The 13,964-nt window shown below is 70.1% G+C and carries 13 protein-coding genes; 7 read left to right on the forward strand and 6 right to left on the reverse strand.

Annotated features, from left to right (window positions below; all coding sequences use genetic code 11):
* Window positions 1-177: 177 nt before the first annotated feature.
* Window positions 178-999: a hypothetical protein gene (locus ACIBO8_RS02300; protein WP_396113269.1), complete on the reverse strand. Its 822-nt coding sequence runs from the start codon at window positions 997-999 to the stop codon at window positions 178-180.
* A gap of 236 nt (window positions 1,000-1,235) precedes the next feature.
* Here ACIBO8_RS02300 and ACIBO8_RS02305 point away from each other — a divergent pair, with 236 nt between their 5' ends.
* Together ACIBO8_RS02305 and ACIBO8_RS02310 are read left to right on the forward strand one after the other, a co-directional pair.
* Complete coding sequence (locus ACIBO8_RS02305) at window positions 1,236-2,501, forward strand: aspartate kinase (RefSeq protein WP_396113270.1); 1,266 nt, start codon at window positions 1,236-1,238, stop codon at window positions 2,499-2,501.
* A 9-nt stretch (window positions 2,502-2,510) separates the two neighbouring features.
* Window positions 2,511-3,575 carry an aspartate-semialdehyde dehydrogenase gene (locus ACIBO8_RS02310; RefSeq protein ID WP_396113271.1) on the forward strand — a complete coding sequence of 355 codons (1,065 nt, stop codon included), beginning with the start codon at window positions 2,511-2,513 and terminating at the stop codon, window positions 3,573-3,575.
* Between the two features lie 18 nt (window positions 3,576-3,593).
* On the opposite strand, the gene ACIBO8_RS02315 is transcribed toward ACIBO8_RS02310, so the two are convergent.
* Window positions 3,594-3,878: a hypothetical protein gene (locus tag ACIBO8_RS02315; protein WP_396113272.1), complete on the reverse strand. Its 285-nt coding sequence runs from the start codon at window positions 3,876-3,878 to the stop codon at window positions 3,594-3,596.
* 156 nt (window positions 3,879-4,034) lie between these two features.
* Between ACIBO8_RS02315 and pyrE the strand changes: the two genes are divergently transcribed.
* Window positions 4,035-4,559: an orotate phosphoribosyltransferase gene (gene pyrE / locus ACIBO8_RS02320; protein WP_396113273.1), complete on the forward strand. Its 525-nt coding sequence runs from the start codon at window positions 4,035-4,037 to the stop codon at window positions 4,557-4,559.
* Window positions 4,560-4,569: 10 nt separating this feature from the next.
* Here the strand turns inward: pyrE and ACIBO8_RS02325 are convergent, their stop codons facing one another.
* Genes ACIBO8_RS02325 through ACIBO8_RS02335 form a run of 3 tightly spaced genes read right to left on the reverse strand, consistent with a single transcriptional unit; the run spans window position 4,570 to window position 5,973 of the window.
* Entirely contained in the window at window positions 4,570-5,226 is a 657-nt protein-coding gene (locus ACIBO8_RS02325; protein ID WP_396113274.1) for a hypothetical protein, read from the reverse strand.
* 37 nt (window positions 5,227-5,263) lie between these two features.
* Window positions 5,264-5,596 carry a divalent-cation tolerance protein CutA gene (cutA, locus tag ACIBO8_RS02330; RefSeq protein WP_396113275.1) on the reverse strand — a complete coding sequence of 111 codons (333 nt, stop codon included), beginning with the start codon at window positions 5,594-5,596 and terminating at the stop codon, window positions 5,264-5,266.
* Window positions 5,593-5,973 (reverse strand): MerR family transcriptional regulator, encoded by a 381-nt coding sequence (locus tag ACIBO8_RS02335; protein ID WP_396113276.1) that lies wholly within the window; start codon window positions 5,971-5,973, stop codon window positions 5,593-5,595. The genes cutA and ACIBO8_RS02335 overlap by 4 nt, the downstream gene beginning before the upstream one ends.
* Window positions 5,974-6,032: 59 nt before the next feature.
* Here ACIBO8_RS02335 and ACIBO8_RS02340 point away from each other — a divergent pair, with 59 nt between their 5' ends.
* The 3 genes from ACIBO8_RS02340 (at window position 6,033) to ACIBO8_RS02350 (ending at window position 10,204) form a co-directional block, all read left to right on the forward strand.
* Window positions 6,033-6,731: an SDR family oxidoreductase gene (locus tag ACIBO8_RS02340; protein ID WP_396113277.1), complete on the forward strand. Its 699-nt coding sequence runs from the start codon at window positions 6,033-6,035 to the stop codon at window positions 6,729-6,731.
* A 64-nt stretch (window positions 6,732-6,795) separates the two neighbouring features.
* Window positions 6,796-9,297, forward strand: coding sequence for an FxSxx-COOH system tetratricopeptide repeat protein (fxsT, locus tag ACIBO8_RS02345; RefSeq protein WP_396113278.1), 2,502 nt, complete (start codon window positions 6,796-6,798; stop codon window positions 9,295-9,297).
* 214 nt (window positions 9,298-9,511) lie between these two features.
* Window positions 9,512-10,204, forward strand: a complete 693-nt coding sequence (locus ACIBO8_RS02350; protein WP_396113279.1) for an MOSC domain-containing protein — start codon at window positions 9,512-9,514, stop codon at window positions 10,202-10,204.
* 212 nt (window positions 10,205-10,416) lie between these two features.
* Here ACIBO8_RS02350 and ACIBO8_RS02355 read toward each other — a convergent pair whose 3' ends face one another.
* A complete protein-coding gene (locus ACIBO8_RS02355) occupies window positions 10,417-12,363 on the reverse strand; it encodes an RICIN domain-containing protein (RefSeq protein WP_396113280.1) in 1,947 nt (648 codons plus the stop codon).
* Between the two features lie 512 nt (window positions 12,364-12,875).
* Between ACIBO8_RS02355 and ACIBO8_RS02360 the strand changes: the two genes are divergently transcribed.
* Window positions 12,876-13,958 (forward strand): ALF repeat-containing protein, encoded by a 1,083-nt coding sequence (locus ACIBO8_RS02360; protein WP_396113281.1) that lies wholly within the window; start codon window positions 12,876-12,878, stop codon window positions 13,956-13,958.
* Window positions 13,959-13,964 lie beyond the last annotated feature (6 nt).

The raw sequence follows: 13,964 nt of genomic DNA on the forward strand, positions 1-13,964 counted from the left end.
CGAGGACCGACCGGCGCGCGTCAACTCCGCGACGAGGTGCCGGCCTCGGATGGGGCCTCGTCGCGGCAGCGAAGAAGGAGCGCGTACCACATGTCGAACGTCACCCTACGTGATCAACTCGGCCGTTGCTAACTGTACGCCCGGATCGTGGGAAACCGCAGCGTCCGGCCCCCGCCGTCACGCGGACGGGGACGGCCGGCCGGAGCTCGGGGCGGCGGGTGTGGACGACGCGGTCGTCGGGGGTGTGGTCGGCGGCGGTGCGGCCATGCCCATCGGCTCGCCACCGACCACGGGGCCGGGCAGCTCGACCGAGGGGGGCGGTGCTGCGGCCGTACCCGAGATCGTGATCGTCCCGAAGGTCACCCGGGCCGCCGTGAGCAGGCCGTCGTCGGCGTAGCAGTAGATGCCGACGTCGACCGGCGCGGACAGCGAAGCGGAGATCGTGTCGACCGAGTAGCAGCTGCCGGTCGAGCCGGGGAGCGGCTGTGCGGCGGTCACCGACAGGGGCGCCTGGCGATCGGTGAAGACCGGTAGCCACTGCCGGAACACGCGCTCGACCTTGGGGTCGTACTCCTTCGGCACGTGCTTGCCGCGGTCGGCCACCCGTACGCAGAACGGCGACACCGGATTGGACGCCGACGGGATCGCGCACTGGAAGACACCCGCCTCCGTCTCGGTGATCGACACGTCGGTCGTGCCGCCGAGGGCGCCGCCGGGGATGTCCACCCGCCAGCTTCCGTCCACGGCGACCGTCGCCATGATCGAGCGCTGCGCCCGGCCCGGGACGTCGAGGGTGTAGAGCGCCGCGAAGCGGTGGTCCTGAGCCAGCGCTGCGCGGGCGGCCAGCTCGATGCGCGCGTCCTCGGCCTCCGGCGCCGCGGAGGGCGCCGGGCTTGCCGGCGGGGTCGCCGGGGCCGCATCGCCGCAGGCGGAGACGCCGGCGGCGAGCAGGACGGCGGCCGACGCGGACAAAACACGCGAGGCGGGGCGGGAACGCATTGAGACATTCTCGCCTCTCTTCGCCCGTACGGGTCGTTGCGCCGACCGGAACCCTTTTCCGGCGTGTCGCGCCACCCGCTCGGCCGTCGTGTGATGGTCCACCGGCCGGATTCTGGGATCGCGTGTCAGCGAACGCGACGTCCGCCGCTAGTCTGGTCACCGATTGACTCGACCGACGCCGCCGGCCGGAACGCCGGCGGCGTCGGCACGTGCGGCGTTGGAAGGAGTCGGCTGCCGTGGCCCTGGTGGTGCAGAAGTACGGCGGTTCGTCCGTGGCCGATGCCGAGCGCATCAAGCGCGTGGCGGAGCGGATCGTGGCGGCCCGCAAGGCGGGGGACGACGTGGTGGTCGTGGTGTCGGCGATGGGCGACACCACCGACAACCTGCTCGACCTCGCCAATCAGGTGAGCCCGCTGCCGCCCGGCCGCGAGCTCGACATGCTGCTGACGGCGGGCGAGCGCATCTCGATGGCCCTGCTCGCGATGGCGATACACAACCTCGGCTACGAGGCCCGGTCGTACACCGGCTCGCAGGCGGGCGTGATCACCACGTCGGTGCACGGCAAGGCCCGGATCATCGACGTGACCCCGGGCCGGCTGCGGACCGCCCTCGACGAGGGTGCGATCGCGATCGTCGCCGGCTTCCAGGGCGTCTCGCAGGACACCAAGGACATCACCACGCTGGGCCGCGGGGGTTCGGACACCACCGCGGTCGCCCTCGCCGCGGCGCTGCGCGCCGATGTCTGCGAGATCTACACCGACGTTGACGGCGTCTTCACCGCCGATCCGCGGATCGTCTCCAACGCGCGCCACATCAAGCAGATCACGTACGAGGAGATGCTCGAGCTGGCCGCCGGCGGGGCGAAGGTGCTGATGTTGCGATGCGTGGAGTATGCCCGCAGGTTCGGCGTGCCGATCCACGTACGCTCGTCGTACTCGAGCAAGCCCGGCACTGTCGTCACGGGATCGATGGAGGACCCGAACGTGGAACAAGCGCTGATCACCGGGGTCGCCCACGACCGGAGCGAAGCCAAGATCACCATCGTCGGCGTGCCCGACGAGCCCGGCGCGGCCGGCCGGATCTTCGAGACGGTGGCCCAGGCCGAGATCAACATCGACATGATCGTGCAGAACGTGTCGACCGAGGGCACCGGTCGCACCGACATCTCGTTCACGCTGCCGAAGGCCGACGGCCCCACCGCGATGGCGGCGCTGGACAAGATCAAGGAGCAGATCAAGTTCAAGAGCCTGCTCTTCGACGACCACGTGGGCAAGGTGTCGCTGATCGGCGCCGGCATGCGCTCGCACCCGGGCGTCGCAGCGCAGTTCTTCGCCTGCATCGGCGAGGCCGGCGTCAACATCGAGATGATCTCGACCTCGGAGATCCGCGTCTCGGTGGTCTGCCGCGACAGCGACCTCGACACGGCGGTGCGCGCCGTGCACGACACCTTCGAGCTCGGCGGCAACGAGACGGCCGTCGTCTACGCGGGCACCGGCCGGTAACGCGGACGGATGGGGTCGCCGCAGCCCACCCTCGCCGTCGTCGGAGCCACCGGCTCCGTCGGCACGGTGATGCGTGAGCTGCTCAGCTCCCGCCGCAACGTCTGGGGCGAGATCCGCCTGATCGCGTCGTCCCGCTCGGCCGGCAAGGTGCTGTCCTGCCGCGGCGAGGACCTCACCGTGCGGGAGCTCACCCCGGAGGTCTTCGACGGCGTCGACGTCGCGATGTTCGACGTGCCCGACGAGGTCTCGCTCGAGTGGGCGCCGGTCGCCGTCGCCCGCGGCGTGACGGTGGTGGACAACTCGTCGGCGTACCGCATGGATCCCGAGGTGCCGCTGGTGGTTCCCGAGGTCAACAAGGAGGACCTCGGATACCGGCCGCGCGGCATCGTCGCGAACGCCAACTGCACCACGATGGCCATGATCATGGCGATCGCCCCGCTGCACCGCGAGTACGGCCTGCGCGAACTCGTCCTCGCGTCGTACCAGGCGGTCTCCGGGGCGGGACAGATCGGTGTCGACACCCTGCACGACCAGCTCAGCAAGGTTGCCGGCGACCGCGCCCTCGGCTCCCGTCCGGGCAACGTCCGGCAGGCGGTCGGCGACGACCTCGGCCCTTTCCCGGCCCCGCTGGCCCTCAACGTGGTGCCGTGGTCCGGCGCGCTGGCGGCGGACGGCTGGTCCTCGGAGGAGCTGAAGCTCCGCAACGAGTCCCGCAAGATCCTGGGGTTGCCGGCCCTGAAGGTGTCGGCCACCTGCGTCCGGGTGCCGGTGGTGACGGGCCACTCGATCGCGGTCCACGCGGTCTTCGGCTCGGAGCTCGACGCCGAGGGCGCCCGTCAGGTCCTTCGCAACGCCCCGGGCGTCATCCTCGTCGACGATCCGGAGGCCGGCGAGTTCCCGATGCCGATCGACGCGGTCGGCACGGACCCGTCCTGGGTGGGCCGGATCCGCCGCGCGATCGACGACCCCCGGGCGCTCGACCTCTTCATCACGGGCGACAACATGCGTAAGGGTGCGGCGCTGAACACGGTGCAGATCGCCGAGTTGCTGGCCGCGGAGATCGCCAAAGGCTGACGCCGGTCACGGTGTTTCTCAGAGCGCGAGCTGTGGGCGGGCCGGAATGCCGACGATGGCCGGTGCTGCCTGCTGGGGCACGGTGGGGTGCGGAACGAGCATCGCCTCCACGGCGGGTGCGATCGAACGGCGGTCGCTGAGCTGCATCAGCCGGGCCGCGCGCGCCAGCGAACCGGTCTCACCGTCGCGGAAACCCTCGCGATATCCCTTCTCGTAGCGTTCGCCGCGACCGAGAGCGCGGCCGATGGCGAAACACGACGAGCCGGCGAGGGCGATCAGGAAGAGCAGCGCGAAGGGTGTCACGACAAGCCTTTCGAAGGGTCGACGTTCATTAACCCGCAAAATAGTCGAATCTAGACAAACCTCTACCCAGTCGTTCCAGCAATTACGCGTACGGGTGAAACGAGCCCGGCCACCCGCCCGGCCGGACCCGGCATCGAGATGAAAGGCTGTGTCCTCGTGACTGACTCTGACCTTGCGCGGCAGGTCCGCGACGTGAGCCGACTGACCGGGGAATTCGTCCTGCGCTCCGGGCGGACCGCCACCGAATACTTCGACAAGTACCAGTTCGAGTCGGATCCGGTGCTGCTCGACCGGCTGGCCGAGCAGATGGCCGTGCTCATCCCCGAGGGCACCGAAGTGCTGGCGGGTCTCGAGATGGGCGGCATCGCCGTGGTGACCGCGCTCGGCCGGCACGCCAAGCTGCCCTGCGCTTTCGTGCGCAAGCAGGCCAAGGCGTACGGGACGGCCCGGCTGGCGGAGGGCGCCGAGGTCGCCGGCCGTCGCGTGCTGGTGGTGGAGGACGTCGTCACGTCCGGAGGTCAGGTCGTCCTCTCGACGATGGACCTGCGCAAGCTGGGTGCGCACGTCGACCACGCGCTCTGCGTGATCGACCGCCAGGAGGGCGGCGCCGAGGCGTTGTCCGCGGAGGGCATCCAGCTCCGCGCGCTGCTGACCCGCGCGGACCTCGAGGCCGCGGCCTAACCGGGCGCGGTCACCACCGAGCCGGCGGGGAGCAGGAGAGATACTGCACCCGGGTGGTCGAGGACAGGTGCGGAAGCGTCACCACGGCAGCTTCCGCGCCGGCGGAGGGCGCGTCGGTCGCGCGGAGCACCCCGACGCAGAAGACGGCCTCGGTCACCGGGTCGGGCAGGCTGATCGGTCCGTCGCCGTAGTCGTCCCCGTACGGATGATGCCGGTGTAAGGGCAGCGGGACGGTGAGCTCCTCGCTCACGGCCCGGCCCGGCCGGACCGTCACCCCGGAGATCTGGGCCGGCTGAGCCCAGGTCTTCTTGTCCGTGACCGGCATGGCGAAGGCACGCTTGGCGATCTCCACCCGGCCCTTCGGCCCGGCGCCGGTCACGTACACCGCACCGGGGTCCGTGACCGGCGCACCGGACGCCGAGTGGGCCGGCACCCGGTTGAGCACGATCAACTCCCCACCTGACTCGTTGACCAGCTCGTAGCGGATGTGCAGCGCCTGCCCGCGAGACTCCACCGAGGACGTGAAGCGCACCGCCGGAGGTGTTCCGGTGGCCGGGGGATCGGACGGCTCGGCCGGCGCGTCGGCGCCGCAGGCGGCGCAACTGAGCACCGCGGCCAGTGCGGCGCCGAGCAACCGCCTCCGGCCCCACGACTCAGTACGCGTCACGGTGCGGTCCTCGTCGATGGGCAGGCGGGCCGCCTGCCTAGTTCCTGGTCTCTGCGAGAACCCAGTGCACATATGCCGGGTTTCCGGCGAGGATCGGCAGGGCGAAGACGCACGGTACGTCGTAGGGATGCTCGGCATCGGCCCGGGCGACGATCTCGGGTACGAGCGAGGTGCGGGTGTGCAGGGCGACCCGCGCCTCGGGGTCGTCGTGCACGGCACCTTCCCACCGGTAGATCGACCGGATCGCGGCGATCTGCTGTCCGCACGCGGCCAGCCGGTCCTCGACCAGCCGCCGGGTGAAGCCGGCCAGCCATTCCGCGTCGGCGGCCGTGATGACGACTTCGCAGATCTCGTCGCTGCTCATGCTCATGCCGGCACCGCTTCTTCCATCTGGGTGAGGCAGCCGTCGTGGCTGGTGGAGCAGGCGATCACGGCGTCGAGCCGGTCGCGGGTGCGGGTGAGCTCGGCGATCTGGGCGTCGATGCGGTCGCGTTCGGCGGCCAGCCGGGCCCGCGACTCGGGCGTGCTGACCTTGGCGTCCACGCACGGCAGCAGCTCGGCGATGGTCCTGCTGGAGAGGCCGGCGGAGTAGAGCATCTGGATGAGGCGCACCCGGTCGACCGCCGGCTCCGGGTAGTGCCGCTGACCGCTGGGGCTGCGGTCGGCGCCGAGCAGCCCCTGCTCCTCGTAGTAGCGCAGCGCCCGTACGCTCACGCCCGCCCTGGTGGCGAGTTCGCCGATCCGCATAGTGACTCCCGTCGCAGCACTTGCCTCTGACGTCAACGTCAGGTTCTAGCGTAGCCCGCATGAAGATTTCCGGATCGATCGCCCTGGTCACCGGTGCCAACCGGGGCCTCGGCAAGCAGTTCGTGACCACCCTGCTCGAGCGCGGCGCCACCAAGGTGTACGCGACCGCCCGCCGCCCCGAGCTCATCGACGTCCCCGGCGTCGAGACCCTGCGCCTCGACGTCACCGACCCGGACTCGGTCGCGGCGGCGGCCGCGGCGGCCCAGGACGTCACCCTCTTGATCAACAATGCGGGCATCGCGACCGGCCAGAACCTGATCACGGGCGACCTCTCCGAGATCCGCCGCGAGATGGACACCCACTACTTCGGGACGCTCGCCGTGATCCGCGCCTTCGCGCCGCGGCTCGCCGGGGGAGCCATCCTCAACGTCCTCTCGGCGCTCTCCTGGTTCTCGTACCCCGGAGCCAACGCGTACGCCGCGGCCAAGTCCGCCGAGTGGAGCCTGACGAACGGCGTCCGCCTCGAACTTGCGGCCCAGGACACCCTGGTCACCGGCTTGCACCTGGGCGCGGCGGACACCGACATGTCGGCCCGGTTCGACGGACCCAAGATCTCCCCGGAGCAGGTGGTGACGGCGGCGCTCGACGGCATCGAGGAGAACCGGCTGGAGGTCCTGGCGGACGATTGGAGCCGGCGCGTCAAGGCATCGCTCGCGGGCGACCCGAGCGCGTTCTACGCCCCGGACCCGACGGCCTGAGGCCCGCCGTCTGTCGCCCGTTCGGTGGTCGTCGTCGGCTCGTTCATCGTGCAGTGTGGACGTTGTGACCGCAGCCGCCTCCCGGATCGTCATCTCGCACGCCGGCAGGGACCGGGCATGGGCGGAATGGGCGCGCTGGCATCTGCAGTCGGCCGGGTACGCCACCGAACTGGACAGCGCCGACTGGGCGCCCGGCACCAACTTCGTCGAGGCGATGCACAACGCCCTGAGCCGGCAGAACCCCATGCTCGTGCTGCTCTCCACCGCCTATCTGGACCCGGACAAGTTCACCACCGACGAGTGGACGGCCCGGCTGGCACAGCGACGCAAGGACCCGGAAGCGAAGCTGATCCCGGTGCGGATCGAGAACGTCGATCTCCGGGACGGGCTGTGGGCGCCGATCGTGGTGTCGGACGTGTACGACCTGGCCCCGGAACAGGCGGTCAGGATGCTGCTGACCGCCGTCCGCCAGGTCGTGGATCCGCCGGCCGCGGGCGCCGGGGCGACCGGGGTGCCGCCGTACCCGGGCGCTCGGACGTCCGTGGCCGAGGCGGGCCCGCGCCCGCCCGGGTCGCTGCCGACGGTGTGGAACCTGGCCCGCCGGAATCTCGCGTTCACCGGCCGCGACAGCATGCTCAACCGGCTCCACGACACCCTGTGCGCCGGGAACCGCGCGGCGGTCCAGGCCCTGTACGGCATGGGCGGCGTCGGCAAGACGCAGCTGGCGTTGGAGTACGCCCACCGCTTCGCGGGCGAGTACGACCTGGTCTGGTGGATCCCGGCGGAGCAGTCCGAGCTCATCGGCGACCACCTCGCCTCGCTCGCGGCCAAGGTCGGCCTGGTGACGGAAGACACCACCACTCCCGCCGCGGTGGAAGCCCTTCGCGAACATCTCCGGGTACGGCCGCGATGGCTGCTCGTCTTCGACAACGCCGAGGAGCGCGACGACCTCACCGCCTGGCTCCCGGACGGGCCCGGGCACCTGATCATCACCAGCCGCAGTCCCGCCTGGACCGGGGTGGCCCAGCCGGTGGACGTCGACGTGTTCGTCCGCGACGAGTCGGTGGCGCTGCTCCACACCCACCTGCCGAGCCTCGACGACCGGGACGCCGACCGGCTCGCGGACGCGCTCGGCGACCTGCCCCTCGCGGTGGGCCAGGCGGCAGATCTGCTCGCCGAGACCCGCATCAGCGTCGACGCCTACCTGCACGAGCTCCGCGAACACGCCGCGGACCTGCTCCGCGACGGGCGACCCCCGGCCGGCTACCCGCTCCCCCTGGCCGCCGCCGTCACCGTGGCGGCGCACCGGCTGAGCGACGACGACGCTGCCGCCGGAGAGCTGCTCGCCCTGTACGCGCACCTGGGGCCGGAGCCCATCCCCGACGACCTGTTCCTCGCCCGGCCCGCCCTGCTCCGCAAGCCGCTTGCCAGGGTGGCGCGCCGGCCGGTGGCTTTCGCCCGTACCGTTGCCCAGCTCGGCCGGTACGGCTTGGCCCGCCTGACCGACGACGGACCACTGCTGCACCGACTGACGCAGGCGATCCTGCGCGACACCGATCCCGATTCCGACGCTCACCGCCGTACCGTCGAACAGCTCTTGATCTCAGCCCGGCCCGACGACCCGGCCACGCCGGCCTGGTGGCCACGATGGACGCAGCTGCTGCCGCACATCCTCGCCGCCGACCCCGCGACCACCGGCAATCTCCACCTGCGCTGGACGGCCGACGCGGCGGTGTGGCACCTGCTCGCCCGCGGCGACGCCCGCACCGCGCTTCCCCTGGCCGAACACCTGCACGCCGCCTGGACCGGCCGGCACGGCCCGGACGACGACACCACCCTCGCCATCACCCACACGCTGGCCTCGATCTACGGGCAGCTCGGCCGCTACGAGTCGGCCCGCCACCTGGACGAGGACACCCTGAACCGCAGGCGCCGGCTGCACGGCTACGACCACCCCAACACCCTGGGATCGGCCAACAACCTCGCCGACGGCCTCCGCGAACTGGGCGAGTACGAGCGGGCCCGCGAACTGGACGAGGACACCCTGGCCCGGCGGATGCGGCTGCTGGGTGAAGACCACCCGTTCACCCTGAGCTCGGCGGGCAACTTCGCCGTCGACCTCCGCGAGCTGGGCGAGCACGAACGGGCTCGGGACCTGCACGAGAAGACCCTCGCCCGGGCGCGGCGGGTGCTCGGGGACGATCACCCCAACACGCTGAGCTTGGCCAATGACCTGGCGGGTGACCTGCGCGCGGTGGGGGAGTTCGAGTGGGCTCGGCAGCTGGACTCGGCCAACCTGGAGCGTCGGCGGCGGGTGCTGGGTGTCGACCACCCGGACACATTGGCGTCGGCCAGCGCGCTCGCTGCGGACCTCCGGGGCTTGGGGAAGTTCGCGCGGGCGCGCGAGGTGGATGAGGACAATCTGGCGCGGCTGCGGCGGGTGCTGGGAGATGAGCATCCCGACACCGTCGAGTCGGTAGGCAACCTTGTCACCGACCTGGTCGCGCTGGGGGAAGAGGCGGAAGCCGACCGGCTGCGGTGCGCCGAGCGCTCGACGACGGCCTGAACCGCGGGTGCCCATCTGGACTGCCTGTGCGCCGCCCGAAGCTACGACGCGTTCGGATGGCCGACCCGGCGAGATGCCGTCCCCCGGCCGGGGGCTGGTGTCCGGTGTGGGAGGTGATGGCCGTACTCGCGGGCCCGCACGGCGACGGGAACTGCCCTCTTGTCGTCTGGTTCGACCGCTGAGGACCGTCGTAGCGGTCTCGTACTGTCGCCTCGTGCAGCTCCGCGAGATCCGTCGCTTTCCGGTCAAGTCCATGCTCGGCGAGGTCGTGTCGTCCGCCGACGTAGGGGAACGTGGCTTGGCCGGGGACCGGCTGTGGGCGGTGCGCGACGCGGACGGCAAGTTCGGCAGCGGCAAGAACACCAGACGCTTCCGGCGGATGCCGGGCCTGTTCCGCCTTCGGGCGTACGCGGCAGAGCCGGCTCCCGTTGTGGAGATGCCGGACGGTCGCCGCTTCGACGCCGCGGACGTCGCCGGGCATCGGGCAGTCGGCGAGATCCTGGGCCGCAGGGTAACGCTCGCCGCGGAGGCATCGGTCCCGCACCATGACGAGGGTCCCGTCAGCCTGCTCACTACAGCGTCTCTGCGCTCCCTGTCCAAGCTCAGTGGCGGGGGAGACATCGACCCTCTCCGGTTCCGAGCCAACCTATTGATCGACGGTGCCGCCGAGGGCTTTCCGGAGGACGAATGGCCGGGACGCCGCGTCCGCATCGGCGCCGACGTGGTTCTGCGCATCGTCAAGCCACTCACCCGATGCGTGATGATCGACATGCGGCAGGACGGGGCTGCCGAGAGAAGCGACCTGCTCAAGACCCTGACCGAGTATCACGAGATGATCCTCGGCGTCGTCGCGGCCGTGGAACGCCCGGGACGAGTCGCCACCGGCGATGTCTGTAGGTGGACCTAGCCACCAGACGCGTCTCGAGCTCCGGGGCCTGTCCGGCCTCGATGCCGGCGAGGCAGCGGAGCATCTACGTCGTCGGCGAGGCCGGTCTGAACGACGGCGTTGCTGCGGATGCCGTACCGCCCGTTGTTGGTAAGGGCATCGTAGATTCGCCAAGATGCACGGCCCCGGACCGCAGGATGCTGCAAATCCGGAGCCGTTTATGCAGCTCTCGATCACTTACCGGGAATGTTCCATTGCCGGTCCTTCTTGGTGGCGTCGCAGGTCCATTGGATGGCGTGAGCGTCCTCTTCCTTGGAGCCGCTGCCGATCGAAAGACACTGGTTGCTGTTGACGTTACGGAGTTGGACAGCCGCACCGTCTCCCATGATCTGCCATTGCCGGTCCTTCTTGGTGGCGTCGCAGGTCCATTGGATGGCGTGGGCGCCGTTCTCTTTCGAGCCGGCGGCGATGGAGACGCACAGATTGCTGTGGTCGCTGCGAATTTCGACGTTGCCGTCGGGGCGGCTCGTCAGGTGCCACTCGGCGTCGTTGGAGTCCGAGCAGGCAGTCTGGATGATGTGTGCTCCGGTGTCTTTGGAGCCTCCGTTGCTCAGGCACATCCCACTGTTCACGTTGCGGATCTGCTGCCCGATGACGCGGCTCTTGATCTGCCAGTTCTGGTCGACGGTGCTCGCGTTGCAGGTCCATTGGATGGCGTGGGCTCCCTCTTCCTTGGAGCCGCCGCCGATGGCCAGGCACTGGTTGCTGAAGGTGTTGCGCAGCTCGGTGTAGCCGTTGGCGTCCTTGCTCAGTTGCCAGTACTGGTCTTCGCTCGCGGTACGGCAGGGCTGCTGCACCACGTGCACGCCCTTCTCCTTGCTGGGGGCGGCGAGAGCGAGGCACATGTCACTGTGGTCGTTGCGAAGCTCGTACCGGCCACCGCTACGAGCGTAGATCTGCCAGTCCTGCTCGGTCCCACCGGTGCAGGGCCATTGGATCGCGTGGGCGCCGCTTTCCTTGGCCGCACCGCCGATGGCCAGGCATTGCTTGCTGCTCTGGGAAATCACGAGGTTGACGGTGCGCTGACTGAGTCCCTTGTCCAGGGCGCGCGCCTCATCCTGCCCTTTGAGCAGGAATGTCTGCAAGGCGAGCAGTGTGTTGGCCGCCAGGGCCTTGTCCGCGGCAGCCAGCAGGTTCGGTTGTTGCCCGTCGCGGCGGGCGCCGTCGCGGATGGCGGTGGCCTTGGCGCGGTAGTCGGCAAGTTCCTTGGCGGCGGCGGCCTGCTCGTCGCGGGCGTTGGCCGCTGCGCCGCCGGTGAAGATGAAGTCGGACAGGGCCTTGGCAAGGTCGGGGTCCGGGGCGTTGAGCGCCGCCTGCGAGGCGAGTCTCACTTCGACACCCTTGGCCTGGGCGTGGACAGCCAGGACGTATTGCCGGTCGGGTGCGTTGGCCAGCTCGTCGCTGACCGGGAGCAGCAGCAGCTGCAGCAGGGCCCGTTTGGCGGTGCTCAGCTGCTCCGCGCGGAGCCGGGCGGCCTTTTCGGCGTCGGCGGCGGCGATAGCGTCGGCCATGTCCTGGGCCGCAGCCGCCTGTGCTCCCGTGGTGAGGAAGGCGGTCCAGTCAGCTTCGCCGCTGCCGTCGCGGAGGGCGTCCCTGGCGGCGGCCGACACCTTGCTGCCGCTTGCGACGCGCTGCCAGACGGCGAAGATGAAGTCGCGGTCGCCCTTCTCGATCAGCGCGGTGTCCTTGGGATCGAGTCCGACGGTGACCGCGACGGAACGGCGCCGGGCCTTGGCCTGCTCGGCAGCGATCTCCACCTGGGCGTCCCGGTCGGCCGCGTCGAAGATGCCGACGGTGATGTAGGTGTACGCGGAGTTCGGATCCGAGTCGTCGTACGCCCGCAGGGCCTCGGCCTTGACGTACGTGTCTTCGTTGGCGGCTCGCCAGATGGCAAGCACGAACTGTTGATCGTCGAGGACCAGCAGGTCCATGCCGGGGCTGATGCCTAGCGCCGCTGCCGCCTTGACCTTCTCCTCGTCGGTGGCCCGGTTCGTCGGATCGGCCACCACTGCGGCTACCGCGGCGCCCGCCGCAGCCGGCGCGGCAACGCTCGGCGCGGCCGGGAAGACCGTCACCATCGCGGCGGCAAGCGCTGCCACCAGCCTGTTGAGCTTGCTCACTGACACTGAAGATGCCCCCATAGAACTACACCGCGCTACGCCGAGTTGCGCGGCGGGATGGTCGCCGACTCATGGCTGCCCACACGAGATCGGCGATCGTCTGACGTGGACCCTTTCCTGGCGGTGCCGCCACGATGCGATCTTGCTGGGAGGGGCCGGCGACAATGTAAGACATCGGCGCCCCCTTTTGGCGTCGGCGAGGCACGCCGCCCGGCCTGGAACGGGTCGAGTGGGCTGAATCTGCCGTTTTGGCGGCCGGCGAGCAGCGTTGTCAGCGGCCGAATTGTTATCGCCTGCCCGCCCTCGTCCGGCGCCTTCACGGAATACGGGTGACGCGCTGCGGCTTACGGCTCAGTTGATTCAAATCGATGTGATCTTGGGCACTGCGCGGGGTGGCGCGGAGCTTCAAAAGCGACGTAAAGGACTTAATTTTCCGAGGCATTTGCTATGACTATCCACCGCCGTTCATTCGTTGCGGTGAAAGTGTTCACGACGATCCTCAAGGGAGCGCCATGTTCCGTGCCCGTACCCGAATGCCGGTCCTTCTCATCGTCCCGGCGCTTGTCTGCGGCGTCACGGCGGGAGTCCTCCCGGCGGCCGCGCCGGCGCAGGCCGGCGAGTCGGTGACGGTCGCCGCCGACCAGGCGGACCGGTATCGGCAGATGGTGCGCCGGCTCGCGGACCGCGATCCTCGGTGGGAGGTGCAGTCGGCGGCCTGGTCGGCCCTCAAGAGCGACCTCCCGGACGCGGTCACCAAGTTCCTGAGCCCGGGCGGCGGCTACGAGGAAGCCCGGGCCCGCGCGGCGAAGAACGCCTCCCGCAACGATCTGATCATCTCCCGGACGATCGCCACGACGACGGACAAGAGCTCTCCGATCGTGCATGTCACCGCCGTTCGCGCTTCGCACGGCACCCTGGCGGAAAAGGACCGGTACGTCCGCACCGGCCTGAAGGAAGCACAGGACCTGGACGCCAAGCACTCGCCGATCCAGCAGGCCAAGCAGCAGGCGCAACAGGATCGCGACTTCGTGGCCGATCTGGCCTTGAACGGTTCGGGACCATGGGTACGGGCAGCCGCACAGCGCGCCGTCCAGCTGGGTACCGACGCCGACATCGCCGAGTTCTTCAAGTACGCCTGGATCAGTGCCGCCGACTGTGACATCCAGGCCTACCGGATGGACGTCGCGGAGCAGCAGCTCCGGTCCCGGCGACAGTTCGACCAGCTCAGCGTCGCGGCGCAGCAGGCGCAGCAGGCCTACGAGGCGACGTCGGGAGCAGCGAAGGCCAAGGCTGCCGAGGAAGCGCGTACGGCATGGAACACCGCTGCCGAGGTCGCTGCGGCCACCCGCCAGCAGTGGCAGGCCGACGAGCAGCTGGCGCAGGCGCAGGCCAAGGCCTGGGGCATGGTGCACGATTTCGCGATCGTCGCCTCCACCCAGCAGGACTGGCCGGGTATCGCCGACAAGGCCGCCACCACAGGCACCGCCTGGACCGACGAGCTCGCGTGGGCGCAGGAGCAGGCGCGACAGTGGACGGAACTGGCGGAGCGCACTCGCGCGAACGCCACCGCGATCCCGGTCGTACCGACCATCTGATGCTGT

Origin of the sequence: Actinoplanes sp. NPDC049681, from assembly GCF_044465265.1 — a bacterium.
Classification (GTDB): Bacteria; Actinomycetota; Actinomycetes; order Mycobacteriales; family Micromonosporaceae; genus Actinoplanes.